Consider the following 20,513-nt stretch of genomic DNA (forward strand, 5'->3'; position numbering starts at 1 on the left):
GATTCGTCAAGCCGCCAGCGGCCAGGCTTCGGGCGTCAGGATATGAAACAGGCCGGAGCGCAGCGTTTTCTTGCCAAGTTTAAGCAAGGCCTTGTCCTTGGTGATGAGCATATTCGCCTGGGAGTCGCGCGCCAGTTCAAGGAATTTCTGGTCATCCGGATCGCGGCATACCGGCAAGCGTATGTCGGTCAGCGGCACGATTTCCGTTTCCGGAAGCACGCGGATCAGGGCATCGAAATCCGCTTCGCAACGCAGCCGGGCGTCTTCATCGAGTTCAAGATGCGCATAACCCAATACGATTTGCCATTCGCGGCGGCAGTCGGCGCGTGTCACCGCGTGCACGCTGCCATCGCGCAGCGCCGCCAGCAGCTGGTTCCAGCGAGGGTCGTGAAATACGAATAAATCGAGGCAGACGTTAGTATCAAGAACGACGCGATTGGGTATCATTGCAAGGTTGTGCCAATAATTATTGAAATAGATGCTGATTGTCCTGTCGCCCGCCAAGTCTCTCGATTACGAAACTCCTTCCGTCACCGATACCTGCACGCTGCCGCAATTTATTCCGGAGGCCGCCAGGCTGATCGAGCGCCTGCGAGAACTGTCGCCGGCGCAAATCGGCAGCCTGATGTCGATCTCCGATCCGCTGGCGCTGTTGAACTATGAACGCTACGCCGCCTGGTCGAAGAAATTCACGCGCAAGAATGCCAAGCAGGCCGTCCTCGCATTCAACGGCGACGTGTACGACGGGTTGAATGCCGTCACGCTCGCGCAGCCGGAACTGGACTATGTGCATCAGCATATCCGCATTTTATCCGGTCTGTACGGCGTGCTGCGTCCGCTCGACCTGATGCAAGCTTATCGGCTGGAGATGGGCACACGCCTGGCCACCTCGGCCGGCAAGGATTTGTATGCTTACTGGGGCGAGCGCATCACGGCTTGCTTGAACGTCGCCCTGTCGGAAAATCGCTCCAGAGCACTTGTCAATCTGGCATCCGAGGAGTATTTCAAATCCGTCAAGCCGAAGTTGCTCGACGTGCCGGTCATCACGCCGGTGTTCGAGGACTGGAAAGGCGGCAAATACAAGATCATTTCCTTTTACGCCAAGCGCGCACGCGGCTTGATGGCCCGCTATGCGGCGCAAAACCGCATTCTCGACCCGGATGCGCTGCGGGCATTCGACAGTGACGGCTATCGTTTCGAGCCTGATTGCTCCAGCGAGCATACCTGGGTATTCCGGCGCCGCGTGGAAGATTGATCCTTATTCAGGCAAATAAAAAAGCCCCGCCAGATCGATAGGCGGGGCTTTTGCGTTGAAAAGCCTGGCAATGAGCTTCTTGGCTAATCAGGCTTTTACGATGAAGGCTTGGCAATCAGAACAATTGCCACCATGTCTTGCCTTTCTTTTTGCCGCCGCGAAGATATTCGCTATTCGGATAATTCAACTTCAGGATCTGTTCGGTATCGTCGCGCAGCTTGTCCAGTCCCAGGGCATCGTATGAACGCACCATGACGTACAGCGCTTCCTCTGCCGGCGGGGTGTCGGGATACTGGCGCACCGCGACCTGGGCTCGGTTTGCCGCAGCCAGATAGGCGCCGCGACGATAGTAATAATCGGCTACGTGGACTTCATAGGATGCCATCGCATTGACCAGGTAACGCATGCGGTCGCGGGCATCCGGTGTATATTTGCTGTCCGGGAAGCGGTCTACCAGTTGCTTGAACGAGTCGAATGCTTCGCGCGCCGCTTTCGGATCGCGCTCGGTCGGATCCTGGCGTGACATGAAGTTAAACAGGCTGAGCTTGTCGTTAAAGTTGATCAGACCGCGCAGGTAATAGATGTAGTCGACGTTCGGGTGGTTCGGGTGAAGCTTGATGAAGCGCTCGGTTGCTGCCAGCGCCTGGGCTTGCTCGCCCTGGCGGTAATAAACATAGGCAATGTCCATCTGCGCCTGTTGCGCATAAGTGCCGAACGGATAACGCGATTCCAGCTTTTCCAGGTTCTTGATCGCATTCTCGTAGTTACCCGAGGCGATTTCCGACTGCGCCTCCGAGTATAATCGGCCGGCAGACCAGTCCTTGGTTTCGTCGATCTGTTCCGGCAGCCAGCTGCAGGCCGACACCAACAAGACCAGGGCAAGGGTCGCCGCATTCAGAATTTTTCTTTGCATGTGAATTTGCTACAAATTGGACAATAGGCGGATTATAGCCGATGGGATTTACCAAGAGATTACCCGCAGCGCCGGAAGAGGCTGAAATTTTGTATGAAGACGAGGCCGAAGAATTCGGACAAGAGGGCGTCGACGACGGGACGGCTGCGCCGATAGAACTGCGCCTGGGGACGGATGCCGGCGGCGAGCGCCTCGACAAAGTGCTGTCGCGCCTGCTGCCGCAGTATTCGCGCAGTCGCCTGCAGCAATGGATCGAGAGCGGCCATGTCAGCGTGGATGGGCATCCAGCCAAGACGAAATCCGTGATGCTCGGCGATGAAACGGTGCTGGTTCATCCGCAACCGGCGGCGGAAGACCAGGCATTCAAGCCCGAGCCGATGGATTTGCCCATCGTGTACGAGGATAACGCCATCCTGGTGCTGGACAAGCCAGCCGGGCTGGTGGTGCATCCTGCCGCCGGCAACTGGTCCGGCACGCTGCTGAACGGCTTGTTGCATCACTTTCCCGCATTGGCCGGGGTGCCGCGCGCCGGCATCGTGCATCGCCTGGACAAGGACACCAGCGGCCTGATGGTGGTCGCCAAGACACTGGAAGCGCATACCGACCTGGTCCGCCAGCTCCAGGCCCGTACCGTCAAGCGCGAATACCTGGCGCTGGTATGGGGCACGCCTGTGGCACGCGGCAAGATCGAATCGGCCATCGGCCGCCATGCGCGCGACCGCCTGAAAATGGCCGTCACCGAGAGCCCCAGCGCCAAACCGGCCTTGACCCATTTCGAGCGCGTGGCCACCGGGGCTATCGATGGCCGCGCCGTCAGCCTGGTGCGCTGCCGGCTCGAGACCGGACGTACCCACCAGATCCGCGTGCACATGCAATCGATCGGTTTCACCCTGGTAGGCGATCCCCTTTACGGCAAGGCCCATCTGGCACCGGTATTCCCGCGCCAGGCCCTGCAAGCCTGCAGGCTGGGCCTGGTTCATCCGCAAACGGGCAAGGAGTGCGAATGGAGCGTGCCGCTGGCAGCCGACTTCGCAGCTCTCCTGGAACGTGCCGGAATCCAGGCGCCGGAGTGAATTTCTTGAGCGTGCCTGGCGTTTTCATTCCCGAGTGGCCCGGCCTGCCGGCCAACGTGGGCGTGTTATCCACGTTGCGAACCGGCGGCGTCAGCCGCCAGCCCTACGATGATGGTTCGGGCGGCGGCGGATTCAATCTCGGCACCCACGTCGGCGATGACTTGGACACGGTGTCGCAGAACCGTGCCCGCTTGCGCGCCTTGCTGCCGGCCGAGCCGGCCTGGCTAAACCAGGTGCACGGCACCGACGTGCTGGACTCCGCCAGGATACAGGCCTCGCCAAGGGCTAATGCGGCCCAATCTGACGCGCCGCGAGCCGACGCCAGCATTGCCTCCACTCCTGGCGTTATCTGTACCATCATGACTGCCGACTGCCTGCCGGTATTGTTTGCCGATGTCGAAGGACGGGTCGTCGGTGCGGCCCATGCCGGCTGGCGCGGCCTGGCTGCGGGCGTGCTGGCCAATACGATTGCCGCCATGCGCGCAGCCGGCGCGGGCGAGATCCTGGCATGGCTCGGTCCGGCAATCGGTCCGGCAAGTTTTGAAGTCGGGGAAGAAGTCAGGCAAGCGTTTGTTGCCGTCGATGCCAGGGCAGATACCGCGTTTGTGCCGAATCTCAAGGTCCCCGGCAAACATTTGGCAGATATTTACCACCTGGCTCGCCTGGCCTTGCAGCGCCAGGGAGTCGAGCGCATTTCGGGTGGCAGCTTTTGTACCGTGACCGAGCGGGAGCGCTTTTATTCCTACCGTCGCGACGGCGTCACCGGGCGCATGGCTTCCCTGATCTGGCTGCGGGCATAGGTGAAAGCGGGATAAAGGTTTACGGATTATTGCAGTTCACCGGTCTTCGGGCCGGGTGAGGCGTCAGTTCGGTCGCCTGAGGCTGGCTCCGGCGACACGGCGATTGAAGAATCGGCGGAGGCGATTATGGATCGTTCAGAACCATCCGGCTGTGTAACTGCTGTCCTGTTTGCCGGCTCCTTGTTGCGCCGCCTTCTTTGTGGTGTTGCCATCAAATATAAAACGGTTGTCAAAGGCAACACACAGTACAGTAAAAAGGTCATAATGCCGGCAATCACCGAGTGTTCGGTAAGCGACATCAGCAATACGACATAAATCCAGGCAATCGCCACGATCAACAGCATTTCAATTCCCGAAGCAGCCAAAATCGACAGGTCTGAACGATACCTCAAATTGAAAGAGCCGACAGCCATGAATATTCCACTTCCGCTGCATCCCACCATGTGGATGACCCAGATCGCCGATCCCGGCGCATTCCAGGATTTGTTCAAGGCGGCACAGCCGGGATTTGATGCGTTTGCCCTCAAGCTCGGCGATGCTGAAGTCAAGCTCGACCCGGTCGTTGTCGCGCAGCTGCAGGGCGATTATCTCAAGCAATTCACCTCGCTCTGGCAGGAACTGGCTTCCGACAAGACGCCGGCTCTGGAAGACAACCGCTTCTCTTCGGGTGAATGGCAATCCAACAAGCTGCATGCTTTCACTGCGGCCGCTTATCTGCTCAATTCCCGTTTTCTGCAATCGATGGCCGATGCCGTGCAGGCACCGCCGAAGATCAAGCAGCGCATCCAGTTCGCCGTGCAGCAGACCATCGATGCCATGTCGCCGGCAAACTTCTTTGCGACCAACCCTGAAGTCCATAAAAAGATCCTCGAGACCAAGGGTGAGAGTCTGACCAAGGGGATCAATCATTTGCTGGCCGATATGCGCAAGGGACGCATTTCGCAAAGCGATGAATCGGCCTTTGAAGTCGGCAAGAACCTCGCCATCACCGAAGGCGCGGTGGTATTTGAAAACGAGCTGTTCCAGCTGATCCAGTACCGTCCACAAACCGCGACCGTTTATCAAAAGCCGCTGCTTCTTGTGCCACCCTGCATCAACAAGTTTTACATCCTCGATCTGCAGCCGCAAAACTCCGTGGTCAAGCACCTTGTGGAACTGGGACACACTGTGTTCATGGTTTCCTGGCGTAATCCGGATGCGTCGATGGCAAAGACGACCTGGGACGACTATGTCGAGCAAGGCGTCATCAAGGCAGTCCACCTGACTCAGGAAGTTTCCGGGCAAAAGCAGATCAATGCCTTCGGCTTCTGCGTCGGCGGTACGTTGATTTCGAGCGCGCTGGCCGTCATGTACGCCCGCGGCGAAAAGCCGCTCGCCAGCCTGACTTTGCTGACTTCGCTGCTCGACTTCGAAAATACCGGCGTGCTGGATGTCTTCATCGATGAAAATCACGTGCGCCTGCGCGAACAGACCCTGGGACAGGGAGGCCTGATGCAGGGACGGGACATGGCGTCGGTGTTCGCCTTCCTGCGCCCGAACGATCTCGTCTGGAACTACGTCAAGACCAATTACCTCAAGGGGGAGGCACCGCCGCCGTTCGACCTGTTGTTCTGGAATGCCGACAGCACGAACATGGCCGGGCCGATGTATGCCTGGTACCTGCGTAACATGTATCTCGAGAATAAGCTCAGGGAGCCGGGCGCCCTCGTCATTTGCGGCGAGCAGGTCGACCTCGGCCTGATCGATGCGCCGACCTTCATCTACGGTTCACGGGAAGACCATATCGTGCCGTGGACATCTGCCTTTGCCTCGATGCGCCTCCTGAATCCGAAGAAGCCGGAGCGCAATCGCTTTATCCTCGGCGCATCCGGCCATATCGCCGGCGTGATCAATCCGCCCGCCAAGAAAAAACGCAGTCACTGGGTCAACGACAAGCCGATCACCGATGCCGACACCTGGCTCGAAACTGCGACCGAAAAGCCTGGCAGCTGGTGGGATGAGTGGGCGGCTTTCCTGGCGGAGCATGCGGGCAAAAAGGTCAAGGCGCCTACTAGATACGGCAATGACGAATACACGCCCATCGAGCCGGCACCTGGACGTTATGTCAAGGCCAAGGCTTGAAAACGGTAAAAGTCCGCAGAACGAAATTGATCGATAATCAGCGGGGGGCAAGTAACTTGTCCACCTGCAGCGCAGCATTTGACGTAAAATTTCGTCAAATTTGCGTAAATATTTGTTTTATCGCAATATAATGACAAAATTCGGGGTGCGTCGAACGGCGCAATCCTTTTATCGGCCTGATATGCGTTGCGGCGCAATACACTGGAAGTTCAATGACTACCGGACAAAAAAGTTCTGACCGTTTGATCAAGAAGTACCCGAACCGTCGTCTGTACGACACGCAAACCAGTTCTTACATCACGTTGAGCGATGTAAAACAGCTGGTGCTTGACAATGAGACTTTTGCCGTCGTTGATGCCAAGACCAACGAAGATCTGACTCGCAGCATCCTGCTGCAGATCATCCTGGAAGAAGAGTCCAACGGTACGCCGATGTTTTCCAGCGATGCGCTGTCGCAGATCATCCGTTACTACGGTCACGCCATGCAGGGCATGATGGGCTCTTACCTGGAAAAAAATATCCAGGCTTTCATCGAAATCCAGAACAAGCTGGCTGAAAGCTCTAAGGGTTTTATCGAGGGCAAGCCGTTCAGCCCCGAGATGTGGACCCAGTTCATGAATGTCCAGGGGCCGATGATGCAAGGCATGATGAGCAACTACATCGAGCAAAGCAAGAACATGTTCCTGCAGATGCAGGAACAGATGCAAAACCAGACCAAGAACATGTTCGGCGTCTTTCCTTTCGTGCAACCCGCGGATAAAAAAGAAGGCGAAGAAAAGTAGTCGGATTTGCCGTGATCGCGTGCCGGTTTATACAGCCAGCGACGCGATTGACAGGGCACAAGAGGGTACAATAGCGGATTCGCTCTTGTACCCTTTTTCTATGTCCAACGCTTCTTCCACTCCAAAAGTCGGTTTCGTTTCCCTTGGCTGCCCCAAGGCACTGGTCGACTCCGAGCAGATCCTGACGCAATTGCGTGCCGAGGGATATGACACCGCCAAATCCTATGACGGCGCCGACCTCGTGATCGTCAATACCTGCGGCTTCATCGACGCCGCCGTGCAGGAATCGCTCGATGCCATCGGCGAGGCCCTGAATGAAAACGGCAAGGTCATCGTCACCGGCTGCCTCGGCGCCAAGAAGGATGCCGATGGCGACGACATCATCCAGAAGGTGCATCCCAAGGTGCTGGCCGTGACCGGTCCGCATGCAGTCGGCGAAGTCATGAGCGCCGTGCACCAGCACCTGCCAAAACCGCACGACCCTTTTACTGACCTGGTGCCGGCGCAGGGTGTCAAGCTCACGCCCAAGCATTACGCCTACCTGAAGATTTCCGAAGGCTGCAATCATCGCTGCAGCTTTTGCATCATCCCGTCGATGCGCGGCGACCTGGTGTCGCGACCGGTGGCTGATGTCATGCTCGAAGCGGAAAACCTGTTCAAGGCCGGCGTCAAGGAATTGCTGGTGATTTCGCAGGACACCAGCGCTTACGGCATCGATGTCAAGTTCCGTACCGGCTTCTGGAACGGCAAGCCGATCAAGACCCACATGACGCAACTGGTCACGGCGCTGGGCGAGCTGGCGGCGCAATATGGAGCATGGGTGCGCCTGCATTATGTATATCCGTACCCGCATGTCGACGAAATCATTCCGCTGATGGCGCAAGGCCATGTCCTGCCTTACCTGGACGTGCCGCTGCAGCACGCGCATCCGGATGTCCTGAAGCGCATGAAGCGTCCGGCCAGCGGCGAAAAGAATATCGAGCGCATCGCCGCCTGGCGCAAGATGTGCCCGGACCTGACGATTCGTTCGACCTTCATCGCCGGCTTTCCCGGCGAGACCGAAGCCGAATTCGAATACCTGCTCGACTTCCTTAAAGAGGCCAAGATCGACCGCCTCGGGTGCTTTGCTTATTCGCCTGTCGAAGGCGCCACCGCCAATGCGCTGGCCAACCCGGTGCCGGAAGAAGTGCGCGAAGAGCGTCGCGCGCGCGTGATGCTGCTGCAGGAAGAGATTTCCAAAAAACGCATGGAAGCCAAGGTTGGCAAAACCTTGCGGGTGCTGATCGACGAAGTCGAGGCGAACGGCAACGGCGTCGGCCGCACAACCGCGGATGCGCCGGAAATCGATGGCGTCGTCTACGTCAAGCGGCCCTTCGAACCGCATCGCCAGCTCAAGGTCGGTGAATTTGTCGAGGTCGACGTCACTGCAGCCGATGCCCATGATCTGTGGGCTGAAGCGTAAAGAGAACGAAGGAGCCCGGCGGCCAGGTTAGGAATGACCGCTGGTGGTCTGAGGGTTGTTTGCTGGCTATTCGCTGCCTATTTGGACAATCCGAGCAACCCGGACAGCGTCCTGTCACGGCATGATCATGGTGTAGGAGGCATGACTTGAGCACTGAAAAATCTTTGCAGACCAGCTTGGTTCATAGCGATTACACGGCTCCCGAAGGATTCGCCGCTTTTCCGACCGCGATTCACCATGCCTCCACGGTGCTGTTTCCGAATGTGGCGGCGCTGCGCTCGCGCAATTGGCAAGATAAATCCGGCTACACCTATGGCTTGCATGGCACGCCCACCAGCTTCACCCTGGAGGCGCGGCTCGCCGAAATCGAGGATGGCAAGCATTGCCTGCTTGCGCCAAGCGGGCTTGCCGCGATTGCCATGGTCGACTTTGCGCTGTTGAAGAGCGGCGACGATGTCCTGATCCCCGATAACGTCTATAACCCCAATCGCGAACTCGGTAACTGGCTCGCGCGCGATTTCGGCATCACCACCCGCTTTTACGATCCCATGATCGGCACGGGCATCGCCAGCCTTATTCAACCGAATACACGGCTGATCTGGGCGGAGTCGCCGGGGTCGGTATCGATGGAAGTGCCGGATTTGCCCGCCATTTGTCGCGCCGCGCACGAGAAGGGTGTGCTGGTGGCGCTCGACAATACCTGGACGGCCGGCATCGGATTGCGTGCTTTCGATCTCGGCGCCGATATCGTCATGCAGGCGCTGACCAAGTACCAGTCCGGCGGCGCCGATGTGCTGATGGGAGCGGTGATCACCCGCGACCCGTCATTACACCGCAAACTCGATACCGCGCATATGCGCCTGGGCTTTGGCGTCGGCATGGATGATGCCTACCTGGTCTTGCGCAGTCTGCCGACATTGAAATTGCGTTTGGCTGCCCATAATGATGGCGCCCTCAAGGTGGCGGCATGGCTCAAGAGCAGGCGGGAAATCGATCGCGTGCTGCATCCAGCCTTGCCCGACTGTCCTGGCCATGAAAACTGGAAGCGGGATTTCACCGGTGCGGGCGGATTGTTCTCGGTCATCTTCAATGAACGCTACAGCGAGGAACAGACGGATCGTTTCATCGACAGCCTCAAGCTGTTCAAGATCGGCTTCAGCTGGGGTGGAGCAGGCAGTCTTGCGGTCCCTTATCGTATGCAGACCATGCGAAAAAACTGGCCGTACAAGGGCCAGTTAGTGCGTCTGAATATCGGGCTGGAAGATCCGGATGACTTGATTGCAGATCTGGAGCAAGCGCTCCAAGCTCTGTGACGAGCTGTTTGCCGCTGATTACTTCGCCGCCGGACGCCTGCTGGGCACGGCAACCGGCGCGAGGTTGCGCCAAAGGAGCTTGGTGAAATCCTTGGCCGGCAGCGGCTTGCTGAAGAAGTAGCCCTGGATTTCTTCGCAGCTGAGATCGGAGAGGAATTGCAGCTGTTCCGGTTTTTCCACGCCTTCCGCCACCACCGTGATCTTCAGGCTCTTGCCCATGGCAATGATGGCTTCGGTAATGGCTTCGTCAGCCGGATCGCCCGGCACATCCTGAATGAAGGAGCGGTCGATCTTGATGATGTCGATCGGGAATTGGCGCAGGTGGGACAGGGATGAGTAGCCGATGCCGAAGTCGTCGATGGCAATGCGGATGCCCATGGCCTTCAATCCTTGCAGGATCTGGATCGTGTGCTCCGGATTATGCATCATCATGCTTTCCGTGATTTCCAGTTCCAGCAGGGTGGGGTCCATGCCCAGTTCGCGCAGCACCAGGGCTGTGTCTTCCAGCAGGTGATCGTCGACGAACTGCCGCGCCGACAGGTTCACCGCAACGTTCAGCGGCGGCAGGTTTTGCCGTTGCCATTCGCAGACCTGCTTGCAGGCTTCGCGCAATACCCATTTCGACAGCGGCACGATCAGCCCGGTTTCTTCGGCGAGCGGAATGAACTGGTCCGGAGACAGCAGGCCCAGTTCCGGATGCTGCCAGCGCACCAGCGATTCCACCCCGCTGATGCGGCCCGTGCGGGTTTCCACCTTGCCCTGATAGTAGAGCACCAGTTCCTCGCGCTCGATGGCGCGGCGCAGGCTCGATTCCAGCGCGAGCATCTTGGCCGCGTGCTGGCTCATGTAGGCGGAATAGAACTGGAAGTTGTTCTTACCTCGGTCCTTGGCGCGGTACATCGCGATGTCCGCATGCTTCATCAGCGCGAACTCGTCTTCGCCATCTTCGGGGAAGATCGATACGCCGATACTGGCCGTGATGTGGATGCGCTGGCCATTGAGCGGCAGTTCTTCCACCAGCGCAGTCAGGATTTTTTGCGCGACATGGCTGACGTGTTCGGAATCGTGTATGTCTTCCAGCAGCACCACGAACTCGTCGCCGCCCAGGCGCGCCACCAGGTCGCCGTGCAAGGCATTGCTCAGGCGCCGCGACATTTCCTGCAGCAGGCGATCGCCGGCATCGTGGCCGAGGGTATCGTTGACGTACTTGAAGCGGTCGAGATCGATGAACAATACCGCGAGCGATTTGCCGTGCCGGGCAGCCTGGTCGATGGCGTGGCACAGGTGGCGATTGAACATCGCCCGGTTCGGCAAATTGGTCAGCGAATCATGGTAAGCCAGATGCTGGATGTGATCCTGCATTTCCTTGCGTTCGGTGACATCGCGCACCAGCGACAGCAAGTGCTGGCGGCCGTTGATGTCGATCGGGCCCATGCGTATTTCAACCGGAAAGGTCGAACCATCCTTGCGCTGGTAGCGGCTTTCGCGGGCGATCGGCGTGCCGGCTGTTAGCTTGCCGGTCAGCTTCTTGAGTTCGCGGGTCGTCAGGTCCAGGTCGATATCCTGCACCGACATGCTGAGCAGTTCTTCGCGCGTATAACCCAGGCCTTCGCAACCCCGCTGGTTGACGTCGATGAAGCGGCCATTCATGTCATGCACGTAGAAGCTGTCGGACGCCTGTTCAACCAGCGCGCGGAAGTGGGCTTCACTCTCGCGCAGGGCGATTTCCACCTGCTTGCGCTGGAAGAACTGGCCGATATGGCGGCCGATGAAGTGCGCGCTTTGCATCGTTTCACGGTCGGCTTCGTGCGGCTGCAAACCGAAGAATTCCATGATGCCGAGGATTTCGCCGGCGGCCTGCAACGGAAAGGCCAGGCAGCCGTGGAGTCCGGTCGCCGCCGCTTCCTTGGCGCGCTCGAAATGTTCGCCGCGCGAGGCATCCGGAAACCAGTCGGCGCGCGCCACGCGCAGCGTGCGACTGGAGAGGGCGGCGCCGGCGGGCAAGGGAATCTGGTCGGGCGTATTATGGAAGAATTGCTCGATATCGGGGCGGGGCAGAGCCCATGTCGCCGCGCGCCGCAATAATCCTGCCTTTTTGTCCGGCATCCAGAGCGCGCCGCAGACCCAGCCGAAAGTGGAGCAGATGGTCTCGATGATCTCCGGGATCACTTCCACCGGCGAATCGCATTCCGCCAGCAGGCGCGCCACCGTGTGTTCCATCGATTGCCGCACTTCGATGAGCTTGCGGCTGTTGACGTCCATGACCGTGCCGAACAGGCGGCATACCTGGCCTCGTGCATTTTTTACCGGCTGGCCGATCGCGCGCACCCAGCGGACTTCGCCATCGGGCAGGTGGTAGCGGAATTCGATTTCGAATTTGCGGGCGTCATGCAGCGCCGCTTCGACGCGGTCCTTGACGTAAAGGCGGTCGTCGCGATGAATCTGGCGTGACAATTCCTTATACGTCGGCATCGGCGCCGAGGGCGACAAGCCAAAGATGCGATAGCATTCGCGCGACCATTTGCCCTGGCCGGATTTGCGGTCGAACGACCAGTCACCCAGCCCGGCGATGCGCTGGGTCTCTTCGATGCGGCTGGATAATTCCTGGATTTCGGAAAGAGAGACGGGCCGGATACGCGCGGCATTGCCGGGATCAAGCGCCATGTCCGCGCAAACGTTGCTGACTTGCTCCAGAAACTCCATCCATTGCTCAATACCGGGCGGCTCGCCAGGATTTGCGGCCCCGAGCTGTTTGAGCTGCTTGAGCAATGTGGAGTAGTTGGGTTGCACGGATGGGCGACTCGAGTATCCAGCCTAGCGGCAATGCAGCCTCACTCAGACATTGAGATACAGGGTTGCCGCGCAAGACTTGCTGTAATAAAACTAATTGTAATGCAGAAAAACCAACACAATATTTCTGTTTCGCCAATATGCAATTATTTTTGTTTTATAGCAAATGATTCTTTGCGAATTCAGGCCCTTGTTACAATTTTGCAGTCGACGCACGGTCTAGTGCTTTGCATGTGACTTTCTTGAAGGAAATTGAACGCGCTATTGTCGGACGCGTTCAATAATGACCAGCTATTCTTTCTAGACAGGCATCGGCTTGTTCGCACCGAGATCGAGGAAACCCTTGATCAGGCGGTATGCCTTCCAGATCGGCGCGATGAACCAGATCAGCCAGGCCAGGGGAATGCCGACAAAGGTCAGAAACAACACGCCGCCCACAAACATCCAGAGCAGGTACCACCAGAAAGAACGGATTTGCCAGCTATGGTGACTATAAAGGAAGGTGCCCCTGGCGTCGTCGCGCTTGACGTAATTGATGATAAGCGGCACCCAGCTGAGCAGGCCCAGCGATAGCACGAGGCTGAGGCCATGGCCGATGTAAAGCCACCAGACGAGATCTCTCTGCCCCTCGGTTTGCGGATCAAATACCAATTCCTGGTTCATTCAAAATCCTTGTAGGTCTTAGCAATTTATCGACGTTTGATTCCGGTACCACGATGTCATTGTAGACGTCATTTCGAGGCGACGCCTTGCCGAACTGCATGTTCTGTTCAGGTTGTCAGCCAATGAATGCGAGTTGTGCGGCCCATCAAAAAATCCGTATTGGAATCTGCTACCCGGCGCAGGTAATCCCATAGCGCCTTGATACGCGCTACCTCCCGCCGTTCCGCCGGCGCGACCAGCCAGAATTTTCGCGTGATATCGACTTGCTCGGGCAGGATCGGGATCAGGCCCGGCGTCACGCTGGCCATAAAGCACGGCAGCACCGCAATGCCTAGTCCCGAAGACGCCGCCTGAAGTTGCGCGATGATGCTGGTGCTGCGTAAGAATGGCCGCACGGCGGGCATCCATTTCTGCAGGGTGAATTGCTGGTCGGCGAAGATCAGATCATCGACATAGTCGACCCAGCGGTGCGAAGCCAGGTCGGCCAGTGTCTGGATGGGCGGGTGCTGATCGAGATACTCCCGGGTGGCATACGGCAGCAACCGGTATTCGGCAAGCTTGCTGGTGACGAAACTGTCTGTCGTCGGACGGTCGATGGTGATGGTCGCATCCGCTTCGCGCCGTGTCAGATTGACGTGGCGGGGCAGAGGCAGCAGATCGACCGTGATCGCCGGATGCAGGGTGCAGAAGTGCGCCAGGTGCGGCGCCAGAAAATAACTGCCGAATCCTTCCGTCGCGCCAAGGCGTATCTCGCCGTTCAGCGCCAGGCTGTCGCCGGCGACATCCGACTCCACCGCCGCCAGCGTGCTTTCGAGCTTTTCCACGTGCTCCAGCAACCGGTGGCCGGCGCTGGTAAGCAAGTGGCCATGCGAATTGCGGTCGAAAAGCTTGGCGCCGATATTGTCTTCCAGCTTGCGCAGGCGGCGCGAGATGGTCGACTGGTTCATTCCCATCACGTGGGAGGCTTCCAGCGCTGACTGTGCGCGGGCCAAGCCCAGAAATACACGGAAATCGTCCCAGTCGAGTTGTTTCATATCGCTCCTTGTTATGCAAATTTGCATAGCTGCTCGGCAATTATTGTAAAACCAAAATCAAAATTTGTTACCTACAATCGCTTTACAAATTCCAATTAAATAAGGAGACAACAATGACAAGCAAATTCATTCGCATGGCCGCATTACCCCTGGCGATGGCCGCATCCATGGCTGCGCATGCGCAGATCTCGGATGGCGAAGTCAGGATCGGCGTGCTGACCGATATGTCCGGACCGTATTCGGTGTTCGGCGGTAAGGGCTCGGTGGTCGCCACCAACCTGGCCATCGAGGATTGCCTGAAAGCCGAATGCAAGGGCATGAAGATCAAGGTGCTGTCGGCCGACCACCTGAACAAGGCCGATATCGCCGCATCGAAGGCGCGCGAATGGCTGGACGTGGAAAAGGTCGATGCTTTTGCCGACCTCACCAACTCTGCCGCCGCGATCGCGGTGCAGAAGCTGATGCGCGAGAAGGGTGCGATCGGCCTGTTCAACGGCCCGGCGACTTCCCGCCTGACCAATGACGAGTGCGCGCCCAACAGCTTCCACTGGATGTTCGATACCTATTCCGTCTCGGCTGGCGCGGCGGCTGCGCTGACCCGTGCCGGCGCCAAGAACTGGTACTTCATGACGGTCGACTATGCCTTCGGCCAATCGCTGGAAAAGGATGCGTCTGAGCAGGTCAAGGCCAACGGCGGCACCGTCGTCGGCGCGGTCAAGCATCCTTTGAACGCCAGCGATTTCTCGTCCTTCCTGCTGCAGGCGCAGGCTTCCAAGGCGGACGTGATCGGCCTGGCTAATTCGACGCAGGATGCCATCAACGCCATCAAGGGCGCGCGTGAATTCGGTATCGGCAAGAACCAGAAACTGGCGGCCCTGCTGCTGAACATCACCGACGTGCATGCGCTGGGATTGCCGCTGGCGCAGGGCCTGATCTTCTCCGAAGGCTTCTATTGGAACCATGACGAGCAAACCAAGGCGTTCTCCGAGCGCTTCGAAAAGATCCACAAGGCCAAGCCGAACCAGGTGCATGCCGGTGTGTATTCGAGCGTGCTGCATTACCTGAAGGCGGTAGCGGCTGCCAAGACCGACGAGGCCAATGCCGTCTCCGCCAAGATGCGCGAACTGCCGATCAAGGATGCCGTCATGCGTAACGCCAGCATCCGCCCGGATGGCCGCGTGATCCATGACATGTACCTGGTCGAGGTCAAGAAGCCGGAAGAATCCAAGGGCGCATGGGATTACTACAAGCTGCGCGCCACTATTCCCGCGGACAAGGCATTCCAGCCGCTGGAGCTATCGCAGTGCCCGCTGGTGAAGAAATAAGTCAAGCAGTCAACCGGGGCGCGGCGCGCCCCGTCATCAAAGGATCATTCTCATGAATATCGCATTCATCGGCCTGGGCAACATGGGTTTGCCCATGGCGAAGAACCTGGTCAAGGCCGGCTTCACGGTCACCGGCTTCGACCTTTCCGCAGCAGCCCTGCAGGCGCTGGAAGCCGCGGGCGGCAAGACCGCCGACAGCGCCGCGCAGGCAGCGGACGGCGCGCAAGTGGTCGTCAGCATGCTGCCTGCAGCCGCCCATGTGAAGTCGCTTTACCTGGGTAGCGGGCAGGAGGGCGAGGGATTGCTCGCGCGACTGCCGGCCGGCACGCTGGTTATCGACAGTTCCACCATTTCCACCAGCGCCGCGCGTGAAGTGGCGCAGGCGGCGCGGGAAAAAGGCGTTGCCATGATCGATGCGCCGGTTTCGGGCGGCACGACCGCGGCAGCAGCCGGGACCCTGACCTTCATGGTCGGCGGCGCCGAACAGGATCTTGATCAAGCGCGCCCAGTGCTGGAAAAGATGGGCAAGAATATTTTTCACGCCGGCGGCCATGGCGCGGGGCAGACCGCCAAGGTCTGCAACAACATGCTGCTCGGGATCATCATGAGCGGCACCTGCGAAGCGCTGCAACTGGGTATCGCCCACGGCCTGGATCCGAAGGTGCTGTCGGAAATCATGGGCAAGAGCTCGGGCGCAAGCTGGGTGGTCAATTCGTATAACCCTTGCCCGGGCACCCTGGAAACCTCGCCGTCGGCGCGCGGTTACATCGGTGGCTTCGCCACCGACCTGATGCTGAAAGACCTCGGGCTGGCGATGGAAGCCGCCACCGATATCCGCGCCAGCGTGCCGCTGGGCGGGCTGGCGCGCAACCTGTTCGCGCTGCATAGCGCAGCCGGTAACGGCAAGCTCGATTTCGGCAGCATCTTCCGGATGTTCGAGTCCGCCGAGTCCTGACAATTATTCACACAGGCGGTGGCTGCGGCCGTCGCCTCCCACATCTTCAAGATTAAAGAGAGACATCATGACGCAAACCATTTCGCACTACATCAACGGCGAGCTCGACGCCGGCAGCGGCGGCCGCACCGGCGCCGTTTTCAATCCATCCACCGGCGAGGAAATCGCGCGGCTGCATTACGGCGACCGCGCCACTCTGGACCGTGCCGTGTCGACCGCGGCGCAGGCTGGTCAACGCTGGGCACGGCAATCGCATGCCGCGCGCCAGGCCGTGATGTTCAAGCTGCGCGAGTTGGTGATTGCCAACACCGATCGCCTGGCCGAGATCATCGGCCGCGAGCATGGCAAGACCATCCTCGACGCCAAGGGCGAGATCGGCCGCGGCATCGAAGCGATCGAATTCGCCTGCAACGAGCCGCATGTGACCAAGGGTGAATACGCCACCAACGTCGGCGGCGATATCGATGTCTTTTCGATGCGCGTGCCGGTCGGCGTGGTCGGCATCATTTCTCCATTCAACTTCCCGATCATGGTGCCGGTAGCAATGATGGCCATGGCCATCGCGGTCGGTAATGGCATCGTCTGGAAACCGTCGGAACGGGTGCCGAGCGCGGCGATGGAATTCGCCCGCCTGTGCGAGGAAGCCGGTCTGCCCAAGGGCGTATTCAATATCGTCCACGGCGACAAGGAAATCGTCGACGGCATGCTGGAGCATCCGGGTATCGCCGCCATCAGCTTCGTCGGTTCGACCCCGGTGGGCGAATACATCTATCGGAAGGGCACTTCGCACAACAAGCGCGTGGCCTCCTTCACCGGCGGCAAGAACCACATGGTGGTGATGCCGGATGCCGACCTCGAAGCGGCGGCGTCTGCCTTCGTTTCCGCCGGTTTCGGCTCGGCCAGCCAGCGCTGCATGGCGGTGTCGCTGCTGGTGCCGGTGGGGCAGGCTACGGCCGAGCGCCTGCGCGAACTGGTGATCCCGAAGATTAATGCACTGAAGATCGGTCCTTACAATGATCCGGCGGCGGATTTCGGTGCGGTGATTTCGGCGCAGTCGAAGCAGACCGTGCTGCGCGCGATCGACGAGGCCGTCAAGGCCGGCGCGGAAATGGTGATCGATGGCCGCGACATCAAGGTGGCGGGCCATGAAAACGGTTACTACATCGGCCCGACCCTGTTCGACCATGTCACTACCGAAATGGAACTCTACAAGCAGGAAGTGTTCGGTCCGGTGCGCGGCATCGTGCGCGCCGCCAGCTTCGACGAGGCGATTGCCATCACCAACCTGCACGAGTTCGGCAACGGCGCGGTGATCTTCACGCGAGACGGCAAGTCGGCGCACCGCTTCATGAGCGAGGTGGAAGCTGGCATGATTGGCGTGAACGTGCCGGTGCCGCTGCCGGTCGGCTACTTCAACTTCGGCGGCCTGCGCCGCTCCAAGTTCGGCGAGTCGCACATGTTCGGGCCAGATGCCGCGCGCTTCTACACCAAGCTGAAGACCGTATCGCAGCGCTGGCCCAACCCGGACCAGCAAGCCATGCCGGTTTCCCTGGCTTTCGACGCCAGCGCCTGAAAAGAGAAAACTGCTGGCCCGGTCGCGAGAAGCATGCCGGGTCGATGCGATGCATTGATAGCCGCCGGACTGGTCATCCGGCGGTTTTTTTATTTGGATTCTTGCGGCGGTTATCGGTAGTAAAGCATTCTTGTAACGCCGCTATCGCTCATCTGGTTTGAATGAGATTGCTTCAGTGGCCGCATGCAGTCAGGGGCTTTCAATAATTGTTCTTTATAAAGGCCAAGGCGGCGCCAACGACCTTATTCGCTCAATCGAACCTTGCCGGCACATCGATGTCGAATTGGCTTTTATGCCAAATCACAACGGAGATTAATATGCTCGGAAGAATTCTGACTGTTGCAGCAGTAGCCGCCGGCGGCATGATCCTGTCCAAAGCCATGAAGCGAAACCGTTCGGGAGAACTGTCTTCCGTGAGCGAATCGATTGAAGTTAATGTGCCGGTCAGCACTGCTTATAACCAATTCACGCAGTTCGAGGAATTTCCCCGGTTTATGAGCAGCGTGCAGGAAATCAGGCAGCTGACTGATACCAAGCTGCACTGGCGCGCGACTATCGCAGGCAAGGAAAAGGAATGGGATGCCGAAATCACCGAGCAGATCCCGGATCAGCGCATCGCATGGCGCAGCATCTCGGGCGTGGCCAATGAAGGCATCGTCACGTTCGAGCCGATCGCTGAAGACCGTACCCGCATCACAATGCAGATGAGCTATCTGCCGGATACGATGGCGGAGGAAGCTGCCGATTCCTTTGGCGCGGTGAAGATGCAGGCCAAGGAAAACCTGCGCAAGTTCAAGAAGCTGCTGGAGAGTCATGGCGCCGAGACCGGGGCATGGCGCGGTTCGGTAACGCACTAAATATTCATCTCTGTATTATCTCTGCGGAGCCGTCACGTCGTGACGGCTTACGTCGCTGCAAGCTTTCCAGGTCAGGTGCTACAATCGGAAACGCTTCTCACCTGAAAAAACTTTGCGGTAAAGGCCAGTTGAATTTGAATTGAAAAGGCCGATAAGGGCGAGGAAGCATACTCTGGAAAGCTTTGCTCACTCATGAACTACGATTCCCAAAACCCGTTCGCCAGAATTTTGCGTGGAGAGCTGCCTTCGATCAGGGTGTACGAAGATGACGCCACCATCGCGATCATGGACATCATGCCGCAGTCCGAGGGGCATGTGCTCATCTTGCCGAAAGAACCGGCTGTAGAAATATTCGAACTTTCCGTCGAATCCGCCGCGGCCTGCATTCGCACGACTCATAAGGTGGCAACGGCAGTCAAGGCAGCATTGAACCCGCCGGGCGTCATGATTGCCCAGTTCAATGGCAGCGCAGCCGGCCAGACCGTGCCCCATGTTCACTTCCATGTCATCCCCAGGCACGCCAACGAACCTCTGAGGCCGCATGCCACAGTGCCTGCGGAGACCGCGCATCTTCGCGCAATCGCGGAGCGGATTATCGCTGCGCTGCCCGCGGATGCCGGTTGAGTTATTTGCGACGGGCAGCGGCGCTTGCCCATCGCTTGATTGCTCAGGCTGCTTGATCGAACAGGTTCAGGACGCCGTCCAGGCCGACGAAATTCAATGCCACGTCAGCCTGGGCGCGCACCACCGGCTTGGCGCGGTAGGCCACTGACAGGCCTGCCACACTCATCATCGCCAGGTCATTCGCGCCATCGCCCATGACGATGGCTTGCGCCGGCGAGGCGCCAATCTCGCGGCAGACGCGCAGCACGGTATTTTTCTTTTCCTCGGCATCGACGACGCCGCCGATGACGCGCCCGGTCAGTTTGCCGTCGTTGATTTCCAGGCGATTGGAGTGGGTATAGTCCAGGCCCAGGCGTTCCTTGATGCGGTCGGTGAAGAAAGTGAAGCCGCCCGACACCAGCAGGGTCTTCAGACCGGCTTGCTTGGCGGCGGCAATCAGTTTTTCCGCGCCGGGCGAAAGCTTCAGGCGCTCGTCATAGACGCGTTGCAGGGCAGAGGCATCCAGGCCGTTCAGGAGCGCGACGCGGCGCGCCAGGCTTTCGCGGAATTCGATTTCACCGCGCATGGCCGCTTCGGTGATTTCAGCCACCTGCGGCTTCAAGCCTTGCATGTCGGCGATCTCGTCGATGCACTCGATTGTGATCAGGGTCGAATCCATGTCCATGGCCAGCAGCTTGAAGTCCGACAGGCGCTGGTTGGGCATGACGAAGGTGTAATCCAGCTTCGCAGCTTGGCACGCGGCTTCAAGCGCGGCGACCGTCTCTTCACTGCGCAGCGCGCCTTCGCAACGCCAGGCATGGACGCCAAGCTCGGTGATGGATTCGGCCTGTGCCAGGGCGGCGATGCGTTCGATGTCGGCGCGCGCGGCGGCGCCTTGCAAAATCAGGTTCATGCTTTTTTCAGGTTCTCGGCAAAATTAAACGGGTATTTCATAGCGGATGCGTCATCGGCTGGGCAGGCGGCAGAGGGCGCG

At 58.9% G+C, this 20,513-nt stretch carries 19 protein-coding genes; 12 read left to right on the forward strand and 7 right to left on the reverse strand.

The annotated features are described in order from the left end of the window. Nucleotides 1–6: 6 nt before the first annotated feature. Entirely contained in the window at nucleotides 7–447 is a 441-nt protein-coding gene (locus tag EDC30_RS00205) for a putative toxin-antitoxin system toxin component, PIN family (protein WP_132256205.1), read from the reverse strand. Between the two features lie 31 nt (nucleotides 448–478). Between EDC30_RS00205 and yaaA the strand changes: the two genes are divergently transcribed. Then, nucleotides 479–1,255, forward strand: coding sequence for a peroxide stress protein YaaA (yaaA, locus tag EDC30_RS00210; protein WP_132256207.1), 777 nt, complete (start codon nucleotides 479–481; stop codon nucleotides 1,253–1,255). Between the two features lie 115 nt (nucleotides 1,256–1,370). Here the strand turns inward: yaaA and EDC30_RS00215 are convergent, their stop codons facing one another. Continuing rightward, nucleotides 1,371–2,168, reverse strand: a complete 798-nt coding sequence (locus EDC30_RS00215; protein ID WP_132256209.1) for an outer membrane protein assembly factor BamD — start codon at nucleotides 2,166–2,168, stop codon at nucleotides 1,371–1,373. Between the two features lie 41 nt (nucleotides 2,169–2,209). Here EDC30_RS00215 and EDC30_RS00220 point away from each other — a divergent pair, with 41 nt between their 5' ends. Beyond that, complete coding sequence (locus tag EDC30_RS00220; protein ID WP_132256211.1) at nucleotides 2,210–3,241, forward strand: RluA family pseudouridine synthase; 1,032 nt, start codon at nucleotides 2,210–2,212, stop codon at nucleotides 3,239–3,241. A 5-nt stretch (nucleotides 3,242–3,246) separates the two neighbouring features. After that, nucleotides 3,247–4,041 carry a peptidoglycan editing factor PgeF gene (pgeF, locus tag EDC30_RS00225; protein WP_243656627.1) on the forward strand — a complete coding sequence of 265 codons (795 nt, stop codon included), beginning with the start codon at nucleotides 3,247–3,249 and terminating at the stop codon, nucleotides 4,039–4,041. 26 nt (nucleotides 4,042–4,067) lie between these two features. Here the strand turns inward: pgeF and EDC30_RS19565 are convergent, their stop codons facing one another. Continuing rightward, the gene (locus EDC30_RS19565) at nucleotides 4,068–4,382 is read right to left on the reverse strand and encodes a hypothetical protein (protein WP_243656628.1); all 315 of its coding nucleotides are present in this window, start codon (nucleotides 4,380–4,382) and stop codon (nucleotides 4,068–4,070) included. A 70-nt stretch (nucleotides 4,383–4,452) separates the two neighbouring features. Here EDC30_RS19565 and phaC point away from each other — a divergent pair, with 70 nt between their 5' ends. The 4 genes from phaC to EDC30_RS00250 all read left to right on the forward strand — a co-directional run bounded on the left by phaC (nucleotide 4,453) and on the right by EDC30_RS00250 (nucleotide 9,719). Beyond that, nucleotides 4,453–6,162, forward strand: a complete 1,710-nt coding sequence (phaC, locus tag EDC30_RS00235; protein WP_243656588.1) for a class I poly(R)-hydroxyalkanoic acid synthase — start codon at nucleotides 4,453–4,455, stop codon at nucleotides 6,160–6,162. A gap of 212 nt (nucleotides 6,163–6,374) precedes the next feature. Continuing rightward, complete coding sequence (gene phaR / locus EDC30_RS00240) at nucleotides 6,375–6,944, forward strand: polyhydroxyalkanoate synthesis repressor PhaR (RefSeq protein WP_132256215.1); 570 nt, start codon at nucleotides 6,375–6,377, stop codon at nucleotides 6,942–6,944. Between the two features lie 100 nt (nucleotides 6,945–7,044). After that, a complete protein-coding gene (gene rimO / locus EDC30_RS00245) occupies nucleotides 7,045–8,406 on the forward strand; it encodes a 30S ribosomal protein S12 methylthiotransferase RimO (RefSeq protein WP_132256217.1) in 1,362 nt (453 codons plus the stop codon). 146 nt (nucleotides 8,407–8,552) lie between these two features. Next, nucleotides 8,553–9,719, forward strand: a complete 1,167-nt coding sequence (locus EDC30_RS00250; RefSeq protein ID WP_132256220.1) for a cystathionine beta-lyase — start codon at nucleotides 8,553–8,555, stop codon at nucleotides 9,717–9,719. 18 nt (nucleotides 9,720–9,737) lie between these two features. Here the strand turns inward: EDC30_RS00250 and EDC30_RS00255 are convergent, their stop codons facing one another. From EDC30_RS00255 to EDC30_RS00265, 3 genes are all read right to left on the reverse strand, one after another. Further along, the gene (locus EDC30_RS00255) at nucleotides 9,738–12,509 is read right to left on the reverse strand and encodes a bifunctional diguanylate cyclase/phosphodiesterase (protein WP_132256222.1); all 2,772 of its coding nucleotides are present in this window, start codon (nucleotides 12,507–12,509) and stop codon (nucleotides 9,738–9,740) included. A gap of 300 nt (nucleotides 12,510–12,809) precedes the next feature. Next, nucleotides 12,810–13,172, reverse strand: a complete 363-nt coding sequence (locus tag EDC30_RS00260; RefSeq protein WP_132256224.1) for a DUF4870 family protein — start codon at nucleotides 13,170–13,172, stop codon at nucleotides 12,810–12,812. Nucleotides 13,173–13,279: 107 nt separating this feature from the next. Next, complete coding sequence (locus tag EDC30_RS00265; protein WP_132256226.1) at nucleotides 13,280–14,206, reverse strand: LysR family transcriptional regulator; 927 nt, start codon at nucleotides 14,204–14,206, stop codon at nucleotides 13,280–13,282. 113 nt (nucleotides 14,207–14,319) lie between these two features. Between EDC30_RS00265 and EDC30_RS00270 the strand changes: the two genes are divergently transcribed. From EDC30_RS00270 to EDC30_RS00290, 5 genes are all read left to right on the forward strand, one after another. Beyond that, nucleotides 14,320–15,531, forward strand: coding sequence for an ABC transporter substrate-binding protein (locus EDC30_RS00270; RefSeq protein ID WP_424446885.1), 1,212 nt, complete (start codon nucleotides 14,320–14,322; stop codon nucleotides 15,529–15,531). A 52-nt stretch (nucleotides 15,532–15,583) separates the two neighbouring features. Then, entirely contained in the window at nucleotides 15,584–16,486 is a 903-nt protein-coding gene (gene mmsB / locus EDC30_RS00275) for a 3-hydroxyisobutyrate dehydrogenase (RefSeq protein ID WP_132256228.1), read from the forward strand. Nucleotides 16,487–16,553: 67 nt separating this feature from the next. Continuing rightward, on the forward strand, nucleotides 16,554–18,059 hold the full coding sequence (locus tag EDC30_RS00280; RefSeq protein ID WP_132256230.1) for a CoA-acylating methylmalonate-semialdehyde dehydrogenase: 1,506 nt from the start codon (nucleotides 16,554–16,556) through the stop codon (nucleotides 18,057–18,059). 317 nt (nucleotides 18,060–18,376) lie between these two features. After that, the gene (locus EDC30_RS00285; RefSeq protein ID WP_207907189.1) at nucleotides 18,377–18,916 is read left to right on the forward strand and encodes an SRPBCC family protein; all 540 of its coding nucleotides are present in this window, start codon (nucleotides 18,377–18,379) and stop codon (nucleotides 18,914–18,916) included. A gap of 192 nt (nucleotides 18,917–19,108) precedes the next feature. After that, nucleotides 19,109–19,540, forward strand: a complete 432-nt coding sequence (locus tag EDC30_RS00290) for an HIT family protein (protein ID WP_132256232.1) — start codon at nucleotides 19,109–19,111, stop codon at nucleotides 19,538–19,540. Between the two features lie 43 nt (nucleotides 19,541–19,583). Here the strand turns inward: EDC30_RS00290 and serB are convergent, their stop codons facing one another. Then, nucleotides 19,584–20,432, reverse strand: coding sequence for a phosphoserine phosphatase SerB (gene serB, locus EDC30_RS00295; RefSeq protein WP_132256234.1), 849 nt, complete (start codon nucleotides 20,430–20,432; stop codon nucleotides 19,584–19,586). Nucleotides 20,433–20,513 lie beyond the last annotated feature (81 nt).

Origin of the sequence: Paucimonas lemoignei (genome assembly GCF_004342585.1) — a bacterium.
Classification (GTDB): domain Bacteria; phylum Pseudomonadota; class Gammaproteobacteria; order Burkholderiales; family Burkholderiaceae_D; genus Paucimonas; species Paucimonas lemoignei.